Annotated in this window: 1 protein-coding gene; it reads right to left on the reverse strand. The window is 70.4% G+C overall.

The window, feature by feature from the left end; translation table 11 throughout:
- Nucleotides 1–142 precede the first annotated feature (142 nt).
- The gene (locus KAY22_RS02390) at nucleotides 143–16,672 is read right to left on the reverse strand and encodes an ankyrin repeat domain-containing protein (protein WP_296619548.1); all 16,530 of its coding nucleotides are present in this window, start codon (nucleotides 16,670–16,672) and stop codon (nucleotides 143–145) included.
- Between the last annotated feature and the right edge of the window lie 179 nt (nucleotides 16,673–16,851).

Raw genomic sequence — 16,851 nt, forward strand, 5'->3', positions numbered from 1 at the left:
CGCGCCCTGGCGCGTGCCAATCCCATGGCGAGAAGCTCCGGATGGTTGACGGCAAGATGCGCCAGGGCGAGACGCGCGCCTTCCCGATCCAGGCGCAACGGCCTCTCGCCCGACAAGGCACCGATGATCGCAGATGCCTCCATCAGTCGCGCTCACGCTGCGGGCGCCGCGGCGCGGCTGCGGCCGCATCGCCCCGGAACACTTCAATCCTGTCCTGCCCCCTCGCGGTCATCTGGTCGTTGATCATGTTCAGGCCTCGTGTCAACTCGCCTGACAAGATCGCCGCGGTCGGACCGCGGCTTTTCGATACCTCACCGACCCGCGCTGCGGTGGCCTTGCCCATCTCCCTGAGGGTCGCCAGATCGAGATTCCGGAGCTTATCGGCCACTGCACCCCGATCGGCATTGTCAGACACCTTGAGCGGTACGACGGCAGGGGTGGCCGCCCGCACGGCTGTCGGGATGGCGGTGGCCGCAGGCTGCCGGGCAGGCAAGTCTCCGTGCCCGGTCATGGACCGCTCGGCGGCCGCTGCCGGCAACTGCGACCGAGTGCGGGCCGCGCGAAGCCGAGCTAGCGCCCCGGTGGCCGTGCCGCGGACCTGGCCGCCGGTTTCCGTCACCGCCTCGATGACGGCCTCGGCAATGCCGTGCGGCGTCTTCTCGCCCCCCTTTGCCTTGTCGCCGGCGGATGCACGCTCGTCCTCGAGGTCGGCCGCATTGCGGCGATCGGCCGCCCGGACAAGGCCGGTGTCGACAGCTCCCGCCTCTTTCGGTGCGGAAGGCGGAGCGGCAGGGCCGAACTCCGCGAGCTTGGCCGTAGCCGGAGAGGCCGCGACGAAGGCTTGTTGCTCGTCGAGGCGGAACTGGTGCCTGCGCTGGTCGCTGGCGTCCCGTTGCGAGGCGTTTGCCGCAGGGTAAACGCGCAAGAGGGCCGCTTGGCGGTCCTGGGGCTGACCGTCCCCCAGCCGGAACTGGCCGGCGATCGAATCCCAGGTCGCACCCATGGCGGTCGCCCGTCTCCTGTCCTCGGCGGCCGGGGGAACCTCGATGTAGGTGAATCGGGCCTTCGCCCGGTCATAGGTTTCGAAGGTCGACAGCACGGCCTGGCGCTGTTCGGCCGAAGTCGAAGCGGTGACGTAGAACATGCCGGCCGCGGGATCGCGATCGGCCCCCAGCTGCCAGGCGGAGAGTTCCTGCCCCCCGGGGACATGGAGGTAAGTGCGTTGAGGCCGCTCGGCCTGCGCCGCGTCGTTCCGCGCCTGGGCCGATCGCAATTCATGCAGGTTGACGACGGGTCCGGCGCTCCTGGCGGCCTGCCTGTCGGCAGCCAGATCTTCGAGGTGCCCGGGAAGGTCGCCCATTCGCTCGGCCGAGACGCGCTTCCATTCGAACTGAATGCCCTCGCCCTCGGCCGGGGCGAACGCACGGTGCGGCGGCCCGAGTTGAGCCGATAGGGCAGCCTGAACCCGGTCGGCGACGGCGCCGGTCGCGACCACGTCGACCGCGCCGGCGGCCTCGTCGAGCTTGAACCGGAAGCCCGACGAACCGATCGCCCGCTGCCACAGGCCGCCGAACAGCCTATCCACGGCCGAAACGGTCGGCTCCGCTTTCACCTCGACGGGGGCAGCCTGATCGGCCGAGATTGCCTCGGGTGCTCCATCCCCTGGCTCGGCGCGGCCGGCGGACGGCGCCGGCGAAACCTCCGCCGCCGTTGCGGCCCCATCGCGCTCGATGCCAGACTCCATCGTCTCGACGAGCCGCTTGCTGGTCTCGTGCTGGTCCTTCAGCCGCGCGACCTCGGCGCTGGGCTCGGCCGCAGGCGAGCTGCCCTGTGACCGATGCTCCTCCCGGGCCGCCGCGTGGGCGTGATACTTGGCCGAAGCCGCGAGATTTGCCTTTGCCATGCCGATCGGCGTGTATCCGAGGTCATCCGGTGCCCCGGGATCAGCACCGGCATCGATCAGCAGTCGCGCACTCTCGGGGGACCGGGTTCTTGCCGCGAAATGCAGCGGCTGCAGACCCTCGCCGGGTGGCACGGTCCGCAGGTGCGGATCGCCGCCCGCCTCGAGGATCAAGCGCAGGATTTCGGGCTTGCCCGCGGCATTGTGGACTGCCGCCATACCATCGGCCAAAGGATGGGCGGTATTGACGACTTGCTGCGCCGTGCCGAGCTCCTTCAGCTCGGCGAGGATACGCGCGACCCGATCCGGGTCGCGCCGGTTGATCGCCGTCGCAAGGTCATCGACGGGATCGGCCCCCAGGCCGGTGCCGCCGTCGGCGACGCGAACAGCGTCGACGTCAGGATGATCCGACAGGCGCTCGACGGTCTGGGCGACTTCGGATCTCGGCACCTCGAACACCAGGCTGACCTGGTCAGAGTCGTCGGACACGGTCACTTCCCTAGCCGGAAGCCCCGCCTGCAGCTCGATGGCCGCGGTCCTGAATTCGAGCGGCCCAGTCCCGTCCGCGACGAAGGAATTGACCGCGGCCGCCCAATCCAGCTCGGTACCGTCGATCTCAATGAGCGGAGACCTGATATCGGCCGTGACACCGACGGTCTCGCCCAGGTCCGGCGACCGCTCGGCCAATTCGAGCCGGTCCTGCAGCAGCCGCGACGGCAGGTCGATGTTCGCCGCGGCCGCCGCCATTGCCTCGGAGGGGGTCAACCCGCGATTGTCTCTGACGGAAGGCCTGGCCCCCGCGTCGATCAGGGCCGCCGCGACATCCAGGTCGCCGCGCTCAGCGGCAACATGGAGCGCGGTCATACCATCCTCGCGGCGACGTTCGTCTATATTCTGGCCTCCGGCCAGGAGTTCCCGAACTTGCCGGAGGTCCGGGTTCATCGAACCGACCAGTTCGACGAGACTGCCTTGCCTCTCCCTGCTCCCTTCAGCCGGGAGGGTCGCATCGTGACCGCGGTCGAGCCAGCGCTTCAGCGCGGAGACCGCATCGGGCGGAGCCGCGGCTGTGGCTAGCGCTGTTGCGTCAGCGAGCACCCGCCGTACGGTCCGGCCGTCATCGCCGACCGCGTCGAGGTCTCCGCCTTCACGAACGAGGTCGGGAAGCAGTTTGGCAGCGAGCCTGAGGTCGGATGCAACCAGATGCATCACGGTATTGCGACCTGAGACAATAGCGTTCGGATCGGCTCCACGCGCGAGAGCGATTTCAAATCCCTCGTTGGAGCGTGTTCTGGCGGCATTAACCAGTTGCGCGTTGTATTCCGGAAAATAGAGCTGTGGCGCCCGCTTGGTCGATGCGATCCGTTCCAACTCCGCACGGATCATCGTGGCATCACGCCCCGCCCGGGCCGCCTGCGCCTCCCGGTCGTAAACGACGTCAAGCGGGGAGGCTCCATCGGACTCGCGGCGTTGACCAGGATTTGCGCCGGCCGCAAGCAGGATCGGCACGATCTCTTGCGCGAACGCCAGGTCGCCCCCGGCGGCCAAGTGTAGTGCCGGACCGGAAGCCGGGTCGAGGGTCCGGTTCGGGTCGGCGCCCGCAGATAGCCAAGCCGACACCATCTCGGCATCTTTGGCGGCAATCGCCTCGTGCAGGCCCGCCGTCGCGCTGTCGTGATCGGCGAGGATGCCGGCGACCCGCAATCCGATCTCCGCAAGTGCCGCTCCCGGCTCGGCGGCCTCATCGCCAAAAAGCTGGTCGGCCAGCTTGAGCTGGCGGGCGGGTGTCGACGGCGCCGCCACTGCCGCGATGTCGGCCGCCGTCATCGCCACCGGCGGTCTGCCGGTGTCGGATACCCGGAGATCCAGCGTGGTCCAGGATTCCGGGCGGTCGAGCACGATGTCGAGCCGCGCCATCGCTTCCGCCACGGCGCGGCCGACGATCCAGGCGGGGGCCGCGCTTTCCTCGACCAGGACACTTCTCGGCAGGAAGATCCTCACCTCCACCGGCTCGGCCCCATCGGTTTCGAACAGCACGTCGTAGCCGGCCGAGCGCTTGCCCGACCAGGCGGCCTCCGGCAACGAGATCAGCCGGTTTCCGGCGTCGCGCCTAGCCGCCTCAGCGACCTTGCGATCGATCAGCGACGCCCTGCCGGAGACGGTCGATGCCGCGGCGTCAATCTTGATCGCATCGGCCGGAAACCATACCGGCGCCCCGCCCGCTTCGAGGATCAGGCGGATCGCGCGGGGCCGGCGCTCGACGATCTCGGTGTACGGTATAGTCTTGCGGGCAGCTACGGCCCGGGTGAGCACCGGATTTTGCATTGCCCCGACCTCGGCCAGCGCCTCGGCCAAGGCCGCATCGCGGGCGAGTGTCGTCGCGGCCTCCCGCACCGTTTTCGCCGTGGCCGCACGCTTTGGCCGTGCATCCTCGGAGATGCCGGCGCCGACCGCGAGGGCTAGACCATGGCGGGCCGCAACCTGCGGCACCGCTGCCGCGATCGCCTCGGGCGAGAGACCCTTCGCAACTGCGAAATCGAGTGTTTCGCGCGCGATCTCCTCGAGGCTGGCCGCGGGACCGGGCGCCGTCGCCCCAGTGCCGAGATAGAACCGCATCGCCGGAAGCACGTGGCCCGCATGGTGCGTCTCCATGTGCGATGCTTCACCGCCATCGGGCAGGCCGAGAGCGAACTGAACGCCCATTGCATGCCCTGCTGCACGCGCCATGTCCTTCGCATGGTCCGCGAGGATTGCCGCATCGACCCCGGTGGCTTGCTCGACTGCCTGCCTGAACGCCTGCAGATGCACGCCCACGCGCGTGGCAAGATCGCCGGCCGCCTGCATCAGGCTCTCCGCGTGCTGGCCGAGGCGCGCGAACGCGCCGCCCTTCTCCGCCCCCGCCTTGCAGGCATCGACCGCACGCCCCACCGCGGTCGAGACGCGATCGACGGCGCCGGCATCGGTCACGAAGTCGAACAATCGCTGCCCGAGCGGACGCTCGAGCGCCGCCGGCACCGCGTTCGCGATGCACGATCTCGCCGCCTCGCCGGCGACGCCCAGCTCGTGCTGCCACACGGCAAGCTGCTCGCCCCCCTGGCGCAGTAGATCCACTCCCTGCTGCTCGAAGACCCCGAGCCATTGAGCGGCCGCCTCCTGTCCCGAGGCGGCCAGCCGGCCAAGCGCGCTCTCGGCGGAAACGTGGACGTCTCCGACCAGGATCGAACCGGCATGGGCGGTCGATTCGAGCTGTGCCACCGCGGCGTTCCACGCCCGGTGGCCGGCTTCGACGACCGTCCCCGCGGCATCGGCAACCGGCTGGAAAGCCGTCCCGGCGTCGCTATGGCGCAGATAGGTGGCAGCACGGTCCGGATCGATGCCGGCTTCCTTCAGGAAGCGGAGATGTCCCAGTGCCAGATCCCACGACTGGACCAGGACACGGTCGGCGTCGCCGAAGTCCTGGTTGCGCCAGAGATCGCCGCTCAGCACCAGCTCGGACAACTGCTTCTCGGCGGCCTCGTAGATCTCGCGCGCAGTGGGGGCGCCGAACTGAGCCAGCTCGGCCTGGGCCCGCGCCACCGCCTGGGACGCGAGCTCGCGGGCGGTCGACAGGTTTTCGGTGGCCAGCCAGGCAGGGAGCTGGAGGTGGGAGGCCAGCGCCGCCGCCGCATCGCCGATCGCGTCGGGTAGGGCCTTCATTCCGGCGGCGATCGCCTCGTTGCCGCGATGCAGACTGTCGGCCAGCATGACATCCACCCCCATATGCCCTGCCGTGTGGCCGATGGCCGCCGTCGGATCGACCCCGGTATCCCGGAGCCGGGCAAGGTAACCGGCCGCAACCTCGCCGGCTTCCCTCATCTCGATACTGACCGCTTGGTTGGCGGCACCGATCGAGCTTGCCAGGGTGTCGATCGCGCGCGCGTAAAGTTGCGCGGGGTCAGCCCCGGGCGCGGTTGCCAAAGCCTGGCTCAGATGCTGGTCGACCAGTTCAAGTGCCCTCGCGATCGCCGGGCCGCCCGTCGAATTGTCCACCATCTGCGCGGCGAGCAGACCGAGCGGGACGCCAAGCGCCGCCGACCCGGCCCCGTAGAGCCGGTTTTCCCAGCGCGTGAAGGCGGCTTCCGGTCCGACCGTCCGGTTGTGGGCGTCGGCAATCTCGCGTGCCTGGTCGGGATCCGCCGCAGGGCCGATCGGATCGAAGCGCCTGCCATCGGCGGAGAAGTAGACGCTGAGACCTCCTCCGAGCGCATCGGGGCGCGGCGCGGTGTAGTACCCCCATCGGCCAAGCCTTGGGCGCAAAAAAAGCGTCGGCGCGGGACTGGCGCCGGGCGCTGCGGCAGCGATCTCGGCATCGCTTGCTCCGCCGGCGACCAGCGCCAGGGCAGCGCCGGCAGCGTCGACCGGATGCGCGAAGTTGCCGATCAGCCGCGCCTGCCCGTCGGTGGTCGGCCGATGCACGTGCCAGCCACCGTCATGCGCCGGCACTGCGGCCGCCGCACCGGAAGCGGATCTTGCGAGCAGGCCGGCGCTGGTAACCTGAAGCTCCGCCTGCCCAGCCCCAGCCGGGAGCAACCTGCGCGCCGCAGCGAGCGCCTCGCGCATCGAAGGCGGTGCAATGACAGGCTCGCCGGCCTCATCCCGGCCGAGAGCGAACTGCAACGGGCTGTGCCCGAGCTGGCGCTCGCCGATGCGCGCCACGGCCTGCGCGATGCCGACGTCAGACCCTCGCGATCGCGGCGCCACGACGTCGGCGCGGTCATTGTAGAGCCAGGCCGGTACCAGCGGCGCTAGATCAGGATAGGTCTGCAGATTGGCCTCGCTGATCCGGCGGCCCGCCTGCAGCTCGGCGACCAGGACCCGCTTGTGCAGCTCCTGCACCGCTCGCTGCAGGATCGCATCGCGCTTCTGCACGTCCGTCAATGTCGCGGGCAGCCCGGCCGAAAGGGCGGGATCCGTCAGGGACACACTGGCATGCGGCGTGTCGCGCGGGCCGTAGATCACCTTGTCCACGACGGGCGTGCCGTCGAGATTGCGCTGGACGACATTGCCGACGCCGAGCTTTTCCACTACTCCGACAGGTATCCGCCGCTGCTGGGCCCCGGCGATGAATTCGGCCTGGGTCCAGAATCCGATCGTCAGTTCGCTTGCCCGCCTGCTGGGACCTGCAGGGCGCGCGCCCGACTGGGCGGCAGCCGGCGAGGCCGCTGCGACAGGAGGTTCGCCGCCGAGCGGACGCGAGCCGACCCTGGCCGCGGACGCCTCCGGTCGTTCGCCGGCGCGGCCGCGGCCCGCAGCACGCTGAGGCGTCGGCGACGTCGCGAGCGCCAGGACCTTCCGCGCCTTCTCGCGGGTGTCGGCGAGCAGGCCGAGATCGGCGCTGTCCGCGACCCGATGAAAACCGCAGGCCAGGACCGCGTCGCGGATACGGTCGTCGGTAATGCGCTGGCGCAGATCCTCGACTAACTTCTTGGCTGAGATCGGCCGGCTGCGCAGACGCAGCGACAGCTGATCGTATTGCTGGGCCAGCCGCGGCAGATTGGCGGTGCGCGCGATCCGCGACGCCTCCCGCAACGACAGTTCCGAGCCGGTATCGAAGACCTCGGCACGCTGGGCGATCGCGCCGCGCATCGAGTCGGCCACGACCTGCTGGAAGGTCTTCAGGTCGCGGCGCTCATGGGCGTCGTCGATCTTCCTGAACAGGCCGGTCCAGGCGAGCACGCTCGTGCCCACCTCCCGGACCCTGGCCGCCGCTGCCTGCCAGCGGCCTGCGGCCGAGGCAGACGCCGGCGCCGGCGCGATAACCCCGGCCCGGGGATGGGTCCCGAAGCGTCCGGTACCGGCAGGCGGCAGGACGGTACTTCCTGCGGGAGAGCCCGAGGCCGCCAGGCGGACGGCGCGGGCCATGATCGCCTCAGCCTCGCCGCGCCTGGCCGCGGCGGCGAAGCGGCCGAACACTTCGCGGGTTCGAGCGGCCTGGTTTACCGTCGCCGGCAGGCCCGCCGCCGCCTCGGCCTTGACCGCCTGGGCCAGCAGCGCCGCTTGGTCCTCGACCTGACCCTTGATGCGCGCATGCGAGGGATGGTCCGATGGCGTTCGCTCGAGCGCGGCGCGCAATTCGTCGTATTCCTTCTGCGCCTCCTCGCGATCGAGACCAGCGAGGGCCTGCTCGATCAGCGGCATCGCCGATGCGAGGGCCTGACGCTCGCTGTTCGAGAACAGCGGTTCGAGGATCCGATAGGCCTCGTAGTAGGCGGTCGCGGCCGGGTCGCCACGCGTCGCATCCATCGACACCGCGATCAGCCGCAGACTGTCGAAATAGAGGCCCGATACCGGCTGCATGTCCGGGCCGAGCGCCCCGGATTCGGTGACGGTTGCCTGCTCGCCATAGAGACGCCTGGCGAGTTCGACAGAGGTGCCCGGCGCCGCTTCCGAGATGATCGCCTGGACCTCCTCGCGCAGATCGTTCATGTCGGCGGCGAAATCGGGATCGGTCGCGCGACCGGAATCGAGATAGTCGAGGAAGGCGTCGAGCAGCTGCGGAGGGAAGCGCCGCGCGGCCTCCGGATCGCGACCGAGCAGACCCTGGGGCGAGATCATCTGGCCGAACGCTTCCATCGTCGCCGCCGACATCCTACCGGACTGTGGGTCGCGGAACAGGACATAGCCGTTCTGGAGCGGCCAGACCCCTGCCTGCTCGCCGCCGACGTCGCGATAGATCAGCGAGGCCAGCTGTTCGGATCGCGCCAGGCCGAGCGGCTCGGCATCCGCCGCGAGGAGCGCGGCGATGTCGGCCGGCGGGGTCTTCGGGTCGAGCTCGTTCAACTGGGCGACGATCTCGCCCAGGCGCTGTTCGAGTGCGCGGGCTTCCGGGGTCGAGTCCTGCTGCATCGGTTGCCTCCCAGGGGGCTGATTTGGGCCGGATGCCGCGAGCTCGGGCGCCTGCGGCTGACGCGCCGAATCCAGTCCGGCGAGGGTGATGGCGGGAGCGGCTGCGGGCTGGCCGAACGCGGTCGCACTGGGCAGATCGAACGCTGACCTCGCGCCGCCACCGGCCTGAGCCGCCGCGAGTGGCGGGAGCGCCGAAAGACCCGGCGCCTGCGCCGCTGGGGGAGCGCCCGGTGGCGCGGACCCGAATGTCACCGGCGCGGCCGGTCCCCTCGCCGCCTGCTGTCCGTAAGCCACGGCCGCGCTCGCAACCGCGCCCGTAGCTGGCGCCTCCCACTGCGTCGCGGGCCGGGTCGACTGCTCGGCGCCCGCGGCAAGCTGGTCTTCCTGGGTACCTGGCTGCGGCAGTGCGATTCCGCTTGCGAGCACCCCGACGACCTCGACGCCCGCATCGATCATCCTGGCCGTGTCATAGCCGGCGCGCTTTAGCGCCGACAGCACATCGCGCTGCAGTGCACGCGCGGCCACCTCATTGGGTGCCTCGCCGCGCCCGGCCATGGCTGCGGCCTGGTGCTCGACGAGCGCGCCGCGCTCGATCAGGGCAAAGAACTCCGGCAGCGCGGGGAGGCGATACTTGTCGCGGGCCGCGCCGTACCACTCGGTGAGGACCATCCGCACATCGTGATCGAGCCGTCCTGGGCGCAGATCCGCGACCCGCCTCGAGCGCAGGACGAAGGCGCTGAGCGCCGGCCCCGCCGCCAGTGCTTCCTCTGGCTTCGGCGCAAGCAGGGTCGGCGCCGGGCCATCGGCGATCGCACGGATCGCGCGATCACCACCCAGATAAAGCGGCTCGGTGACGGCAAATCCGAAGGCCGCAAGCTGCTCTGCCGTCGGGCGGTCGATACCGACCTCGGCAGGTAGGTAGTCGGCAAGCACCTCGGGAGCGATGTCACGGCCCTCTGCGAGGGCCAGGGTCACGGCAATCTTGTGCCGCCCGACCAGCTCGGCCCGTTCGGTCGTGGCCTGGGTGATGCGAGTGGCGTCGTTCCCGAAGCGCCGGAGCAGCATCGATCGCACAAAATCGTCCCGGCGGGACCCTGCCGGGTTTCCCGGATCGGCCGGCGCCGCTGCAAGCGGGTCCGCGCCCCGCGCTGCCGTTCCCGTCCCCTGTACCGGCTGGCTGGGCGCTCCCGGCACCCGCAGCGTTCCGGGGGCAATATTGCGCAGCACGCTGTCCGCCGTCTGAGCCTTGCCCTGTTGATTTTGCCCCGCCGGATTCTGGCCGGCTTCGCCCCGGCTGCCGGGCGATTGTGGACCGTACTGCTGCATCGCCTTCTCCGGGACCGGGTTGAGCGTCGGACCTGCCTGCCGTGCCACGATGCCGATCGGCGTCCAGTTGGCACGATCGAGACCGCTGGCGATCGAGACGGCGAGACCGCTGCGCGCGGCATCGCGCGCGATCCCGTCGAGCCCCGCGGCATCGACCCGGATCTGGCTGACCCTGCGGCCGCCATCGAGCTCGATAGTCGCGAGCGCCGCGGCGGCGGCGGCGGACCGGGTGGCGAGCGCATCGGCCTTGGCCCCGAACACGTAGTAGCTGCCGGCCGACTCCAGGACGGGGACCTCGTCGGCCCGCGCTGCGATCGAGAGGTCCGTGAAGTGATCGGCGAGCTCGGCCACCTCCCGCCAGGCCGAGGCCCGGCGTTCCGCCGCCTCCGCGCGCTCGGCCACCCGCGCAGACAGTGTCGCCGCGAGATCCGCCCACTCATGCGGCGCGATCTGCTGCACCTCGGGAGAGCCTTCGCCGGTCCAGTGACGGATGTCCGCCTGGCCGTGCTCGTCGATGGACACGAAGGCGAGTTTCGCGCCGGCCGCGTTGACCGCCTGCGCCATCCGGGTCATCGCAAGCGAATCCGCGACCGGGTCGCCGGTCGACAGGAGTGTCGCCCGCTCCGTTCGGATGTCGCCTGCCGCATACTCGAACAGCCGCAGGCCCGAACCGGCGGCGACAACGCGGCGCGCATCGGCGTCGACCGCGACGAAATCCGCCCCCTGGCGCAGGAGCACGATCGTGTCCTCGTCGACAAGGAGCCGGACATTGGCCGTTATCTCCTCGAGCGTGAGTGGCTGAAGGGCCGTCGCGCTTTCCCTCAGATCAGCGGCGCGCTCGTCCTGGCCCGCGCGCTCGGCGACCCGGGCGCGCTGCTCGATCAAGAGCTGGCGGGCCTGCGCCGCACCGAGCATCAGGTTGCGCGTGCGCGGCCCCATGCCGATGGCCGGGGTGCCGTCAAGGCGCGTGCTGAGGCGCGCGACCGGTCCCTGTTCCAGCCGGTCGAGCGCCAGCGTCAGGTTCTCCTCCTCGAAGACCACCAGGGTCCTCACGGCCCCGGGGCCGAGGAGCGAGACGGAATCGAAGCCCTGGCGCCGCAGCTCGCCGAGAACCATGTAGAACAGCACCGGACCCGCGCCGCCGAGTTCGTTCCACCGGCCCTGCTGGACCAGCCGGGTCAGGCCATCGGCATCGGCGATGCCCGCCTCGGCGAGAACCTGGCTGTTGCCTTCGTGGATGGCGGTGATGACCTGACCTGCAGCGGCCGGTACATCACTGCCGATTTCCGCCAATCGGCCGAGGCGGGCGTAGACCGGCACTGCCTCCTGCTCGCCGTTGCGGTAGAGCGCATGGCCTTGGGCCAGCGCCTGCTCGCGGTTCGCATAGACCAGATGCAGCCGCCCGCGGCTGTTGGCGTCGGCCACGCCGTCGAGATCGGCAAACACAGCGTTCGCGACCGGGTGCCAATGAGCCGTCGAGGTATCAAAGCCAAGCGCCCGCACCTCGGCGAGGTCGAACGCGGCGATGTCCGCCTCGCGCTCGCGGACGCGCTCCGCCAACACCTGCTCGTCGTAATGCGCGTTGTAGGCCTCGAGATTTTTGCGCTCGGCCGCGCGCTCGGCCGTTGCCATTTCGATCGCTGCCGGCACACGATCCCAGGCAAGCGACACGTCGCGGCCGTCAAGGACGGCCAGCTTCGCGGTACCGTCCTGCATCCGGTAGCGCATGGCCGAGACCCCGGCATCACGGTACTCCGCCGCGAGCGCCAGCACGCCGTCGCCGTGCATGTCGCCGACCGCGAGGTCCCATGCTCCATCCGCGATCAGCGCCTCGAAACGGGGATAGTCATATTCCTGCGCAAGCTTCCAGCAGTCGTCGTCGGACAGACTGGCCAGGCCGCCCCGGCGCTTGCCGTCCTCCCGCGTCGCCAGCTGGTTGAAATGGATATCGCGCAGCGTCTCTTGGTTGGCTTCGAAGAAGCGCTTGAGGACGGCCTGCGTCTCCGGGTCCGCCGCCGGATCGGTCAGATCCGCGACCGCGCCGATCCGCAGGTAGACCGGCGCGACTTTCTGGCGAAAAAAGCCGGTGCCCGCAGCGCTCTGCCTGTCGGGGTAGACGATCGCCATCCGACGATTGCTCGATACCATATCGAGCGTCGGCACCTGATCGTCGGGTACATGGATCCAGTAGGTGGCGCCGACGTCGAATCCGGCCGAGGCCAATCCAGCCGCCCCGGTAGCCGGATCGGCGAGCTTGAGCTCGAGGTATCGAGCCTGATCGGCCCGCATCGCGCCAGCCTGGGCGCTTCGTGCCGCCTCCAGGAATGGCCGGATCCGGTTCGGTCCGGTCAGCTCCTGGCGCCAGCCGTCAGCGAGCACGGCTTCCATGGCTTCGAGACCGGCCGCGGCACCGGCGACGGTCATGAACTCGACCCCCGATCCGACAGCGGTCGGACCCGGCTCGCCGGCTATGCCCTCCACCAGTGCGCGGGCAATGAAACGAGGCTCCCTGCCCGGATCGTCCATCTGCACAAGAATCCCGGCGCTGTGGTCGTTCCGGACCAGCGCCGGCATCTGGTGCTTGCCGACCGGGAGTACCGAGAGCTGCCATCCCTCGGCGAGGAACGGCGCGGCCTCCGCTTCCAGGGCGGCGCGCATGGTGTCCGACAGCGCATGCAGCGGGCGCATCGCCGACGGGTCGAATGCTGCCGGGACACTGGCACTCTCGTCCGGCCCGCGATCGAGGGCGAAGGCAAGCCGTCGCGCATGGTGATCGACGAGGACCTGGATCACGGGATCCGCCGGGGCCTCCCCCACGACGTGCATGGCCATCGCGCGCGCAAAGGCGGCTCCCGCCGCAGCCTCGCCGCCATAAGCGCCGTCGAGATAGGCCGACACGTCAGCCGGCAGCGTCGCCCTGATCGATGGCCACGCCGCGGCGGCGCGATCGCGCGCGACCGCACGCTTGCCAATGTCGCCGGCGAGAGCCGAGGCGAAAATCGCATCGACCTGCGCCACGCTGGTCACGCCGGCCGAGCGCAGCGACGCGCGCACCCCGGCGGTAACGCCCTCGATCGTCTCGAAGCCGCGCTCCGCGAGCGCAGTCGCCGCGGGCCCGGCGCCGGCCGGGGCGAGCCCATGCTTGTCGGCCACATCGAGTGGAATGGGCTCGCCGCGGACACGTGCCGCCGCCCAGGCGCCGAATGCGTAGGCGGTGCGCTCGATATGCGTCACCGTTCCGGTTGCCGGGAACCTGGTGGCAAGCGCCCGCTGCTCGGCCTCGGTCAGGAGGGTCTCGAGCGAGTGCCACATCTCATGGGCGGCGGTATCGGTCGGGTCGAAGCTCGTGACGTCGATCGACAGGCGAGCGAGGTTCCGGGCTGCGAGGTACTCGCCGGCGACCCCCTTCTCGGTGAGGTGGTGGACGGCGTCAGCGACCGAGGTGGCCCCCGACGCCAGCGCGGTCGCGACATTCTCCTCGGTCGGCGCATGGAAGATGCCATTGACAAACTCGACCGCGACGGTCGGATTGATCCGGCGCGCCAGCGCCAGCAGATCCTGGCGGTACTGGGCCAGGGTCGCGCGCCCCGCGCGGTGGGAGCCGGTCAGCTCCTTGGCCTTGACCTGCAGCCCGAACTGACGCGCCTGATCGATGAGCGACAGGCTGCGCGAGGCCGCCTGCGCCCCCGCGATCGTCGCCACGCGATAGGCTGAAACCACTTCGACGCCAAGACCGAAGGCGCGCGCAAGCTCTTCGGTGCTCGCCGGCCCGGCGACGCACGAGTCGAGGCGCCGCAGCAGCTGCGGACCGATCGCCTGGCTGATCCCCTGAGCCATGCGCTCGCGGCGGTCGGCATAGCCGAGCTCGAGATCGCCGAGCGCGCGGATCGCCGACTTCAAGTTGCCCAGCTCGGCGCGCGACAGCCGGGCATGAGCGGCGTCGACGGACGCGAGCGCGTCGAGCGCGGGCCCGCCATGCTTCGCTGCGTCGCGCCGCTTCCGGGCCTGGATGGCATTGGCGGCGGCCCAGGCTGCGCGTCGTTCCATGCGACTGACTCCATCGCCTGTCATGCGGAGGAAACCGGCACCGCGCCCGTCCGGACCGGCGCCGCGATAGCCGTAGATCGCCGTCTCGACCGGGAAGGAGGTCGACTGTCCGGCCCGCTCGCCCGGGACGGGCCGCGTGACGAGGCGACGGCGCGCGTCGATACCGACGACCTGATACACGTCGTGACGCCCCGGTCCGCGCAGGTGCAGGCGATCGCCGGTGACCGCCAGGCCGGCGGCATCTTCACCGTATTCCCGCCCGCCGAGCGCGAAGGCTGCCGCCGGCTCCCGGCCGAAGCGGCCCAGCCGCCCGACCGCGCCACTGCCGGCCGTCGCAACAGCCGCCTCGAGACGGCGCAGCCAGCTGCCGGCGACCGCCCGCCACACGCCGAAGGCGTTGCGGGACGGGGAGTCGCTATCGCGACCGGAGGCCCGGGCTGCAATCGGAACCGGATCCGGTCGTGCCTGATTGGTCAGCAGATCCGGAAAGCCGAGCCGGTCGGCCCTGGCGCGGGCCAGGCCATCCAGCAAGGACAGACCTGCGGTGTCGCCGCGCCCGAGCGCGGCAACCGCGGCGTCGACGTCGTCGCGCAGCCGGCTGCCACCCTCGCGGTACTCGACGCCGGCGGAGACCCCGGTGAGAGCGCGGATGCGCCCGGCAATTCTGCCCCCCTCGGCCAGCGATCCGGCGGTCCATTCGAGCGCTTCGGCGACCAGCGCATCGTCCTGATCGAGGATCCGGCGGGGGGCGGTCCCGGCCGCCTGCGCTATCGCCGCCAGATCCGCGCCATCAGGTGCGCGGTAGGCCCAGACCACGTATTCTCCCTGGCCATCCCTCGCGTCGGCCTCGTCCCGGGCGAGACGGTCGCGCAGCGTTGCCGCTGGATCGCCCATGTAACTGCCGCCGGGCCGCTCGGCATCTTCCGAAAGCACGAGGCTTACCAAGGGGTGACCGGCGAGCCGGCCGGTCGCGGCGATTGCCAGCTCGACCGTCGCCGCCTCGAACACGAGCCGAGCGGTCCGCTCGCCCTGGCCGAGCTCTATGGAGGCCGACGCGATGCCGACGACGTCGGCCATGCGCTCGGCAATGGCCGATGCACGCGCGGCCGCGTCGCGACGATCGAGCGGCGGCGGCAGCGTGACGATCACGCGGACCGTCGGCCCCTGCCGGGTCGCCGGCGTTGCAACCAGACCCTCCCCAGCACCGAGGGAGGCGCCGAGCGCGAAGCGTCGGTCGCCGCTGTCTCTCAGCGACGGTGCCAGAACGGCATCGAGGTCCCCGGACCCGCCGAGCTGCTCGTCCCAGGCGGCGCTCATCATCACCTGTACGGGGCGCCCGCTCGCGGTTGCTGCGCCGTGCCGCGCCAGCAGCTCGTTGCCCTCCCGGATCATCCGACGGATATCGTAAAGCAGATGATCCTCGGCCCCCGCCACCGGGCCGCGAGGATCCCCTGCACGAGTGACCCCGAACTCGCCGGCGAGGCGCGCCAGGGGCGGCACGCCGCCACTCCGGATCGTGGCCTGGGCCGCGTTGTAGGCGGCCCAGAGAGCATGACGGTTTGCCACCAGCGAGAGGGCAGGCCGCAGTTCGGCCGCCAGCCGTTGCTTGTGCGTCGCAGAGACCGGCAGCGCAGTCACCAGCGCCGACAGGTCCCAGCCCACCGCCTCGGGCGCCGGAGCGGGCGGCCCGTCTGCACCGGGAGGCACCACGAGACGCGTGTTCGCATAGATCTCGTCGACGTTGGCTAGCGCTGCCGCGATTGTTGCGGTGTCGCCAGGGTCGGCGGCCATTGTGGCCGCGAGCGTGTATTGCGCCGCCTGCAGCGGCAGCAGCGCGGCACCGTTCATGGCGAGCGCCGGCCCGGCCGGGTCCTCAAACTTCGCCATCAGTTCGGCGACGAGCTCGACCGACCGCTGCACCGCTTCCGGCCGCCAGCGGCCGGCGGCGTCGAGCTGATAGCCGAAAGGCGCAGCGCGTTCGACGAGTTCGGCGTCGAGCGCGAGCTTGCCGTCGATGAACATCTGATGGCCGTTAAGCTCGACAGTGGTCACGGAATTCGCCAGCCCTGCCTCTTCGAGAGAGCTTCGGAGCGCGATGGTTCGCTGCTGTTCGAGGCTCTCCACTTCTGCCTGCAGGGTCCGCCAGGCCTCGACAGAGGGATCGTAGGGCCCTATCTCCGCCTCGAGATGGCGCGCACGCGCCTCCAACTCGCCCATCGGGTCGGCATAGGCCTGATCGACGTCCGCGAAGACTTCCTCGAGCCGACGCGACTGCGCGCGCCGTTCCCGGAGCATCTCCGCGTCGCGGGCGATCTCGGCGCGGCGCAGCGCGTCGGCCTCGGCCCGCAACTCCGGCGCGAGGCCTTCGACGCGATCGTTGTGAGCGATGCTGGACTCCATCGCCGCGCGGAGCGGCGCCAGCCGTTCCCAGGTGGCCGAAAGCCGGTCCAGCACCTGCTCGATTGCGTCGAGGCGGACGAAACCGCTCTGCCGGTCGAATGACTCACGCGATGACATGGCTTCGCCATGTGCCCGTGCTGCGTTATCCAGCAGCTCGCGGGCATCTTCATAGACCGTCATGTCCTCGCCGCGCGCCTGGGCATCGGCGAATCCCGCCTCGAGCGCCGCGATTACCGTCGAAGCAGATTCGAGCTGCTCGTCGGCATTGGCGACGATCTCGGCCAGCCGACCATCGG

Source organism: Rhizorhabdus sp., from assembly GCF_018006725.1.
Classification (GTDB): domain Bacteria; phylum Pseudomonadota; class Alphaproteobacteria; order Sphingomonadales; family Sphingomonadaceae; genus Rhizorhabdus.

Coding starts and splice junctions, on each gene's coding strand:
- KAY22_RS02390 (WP_296619548.1), bottom strand. CDS start 16,672: ATGTCATCGCGTGAGTCATTCGACCGGCAGAGCGGTTTCGTCCGCCTC.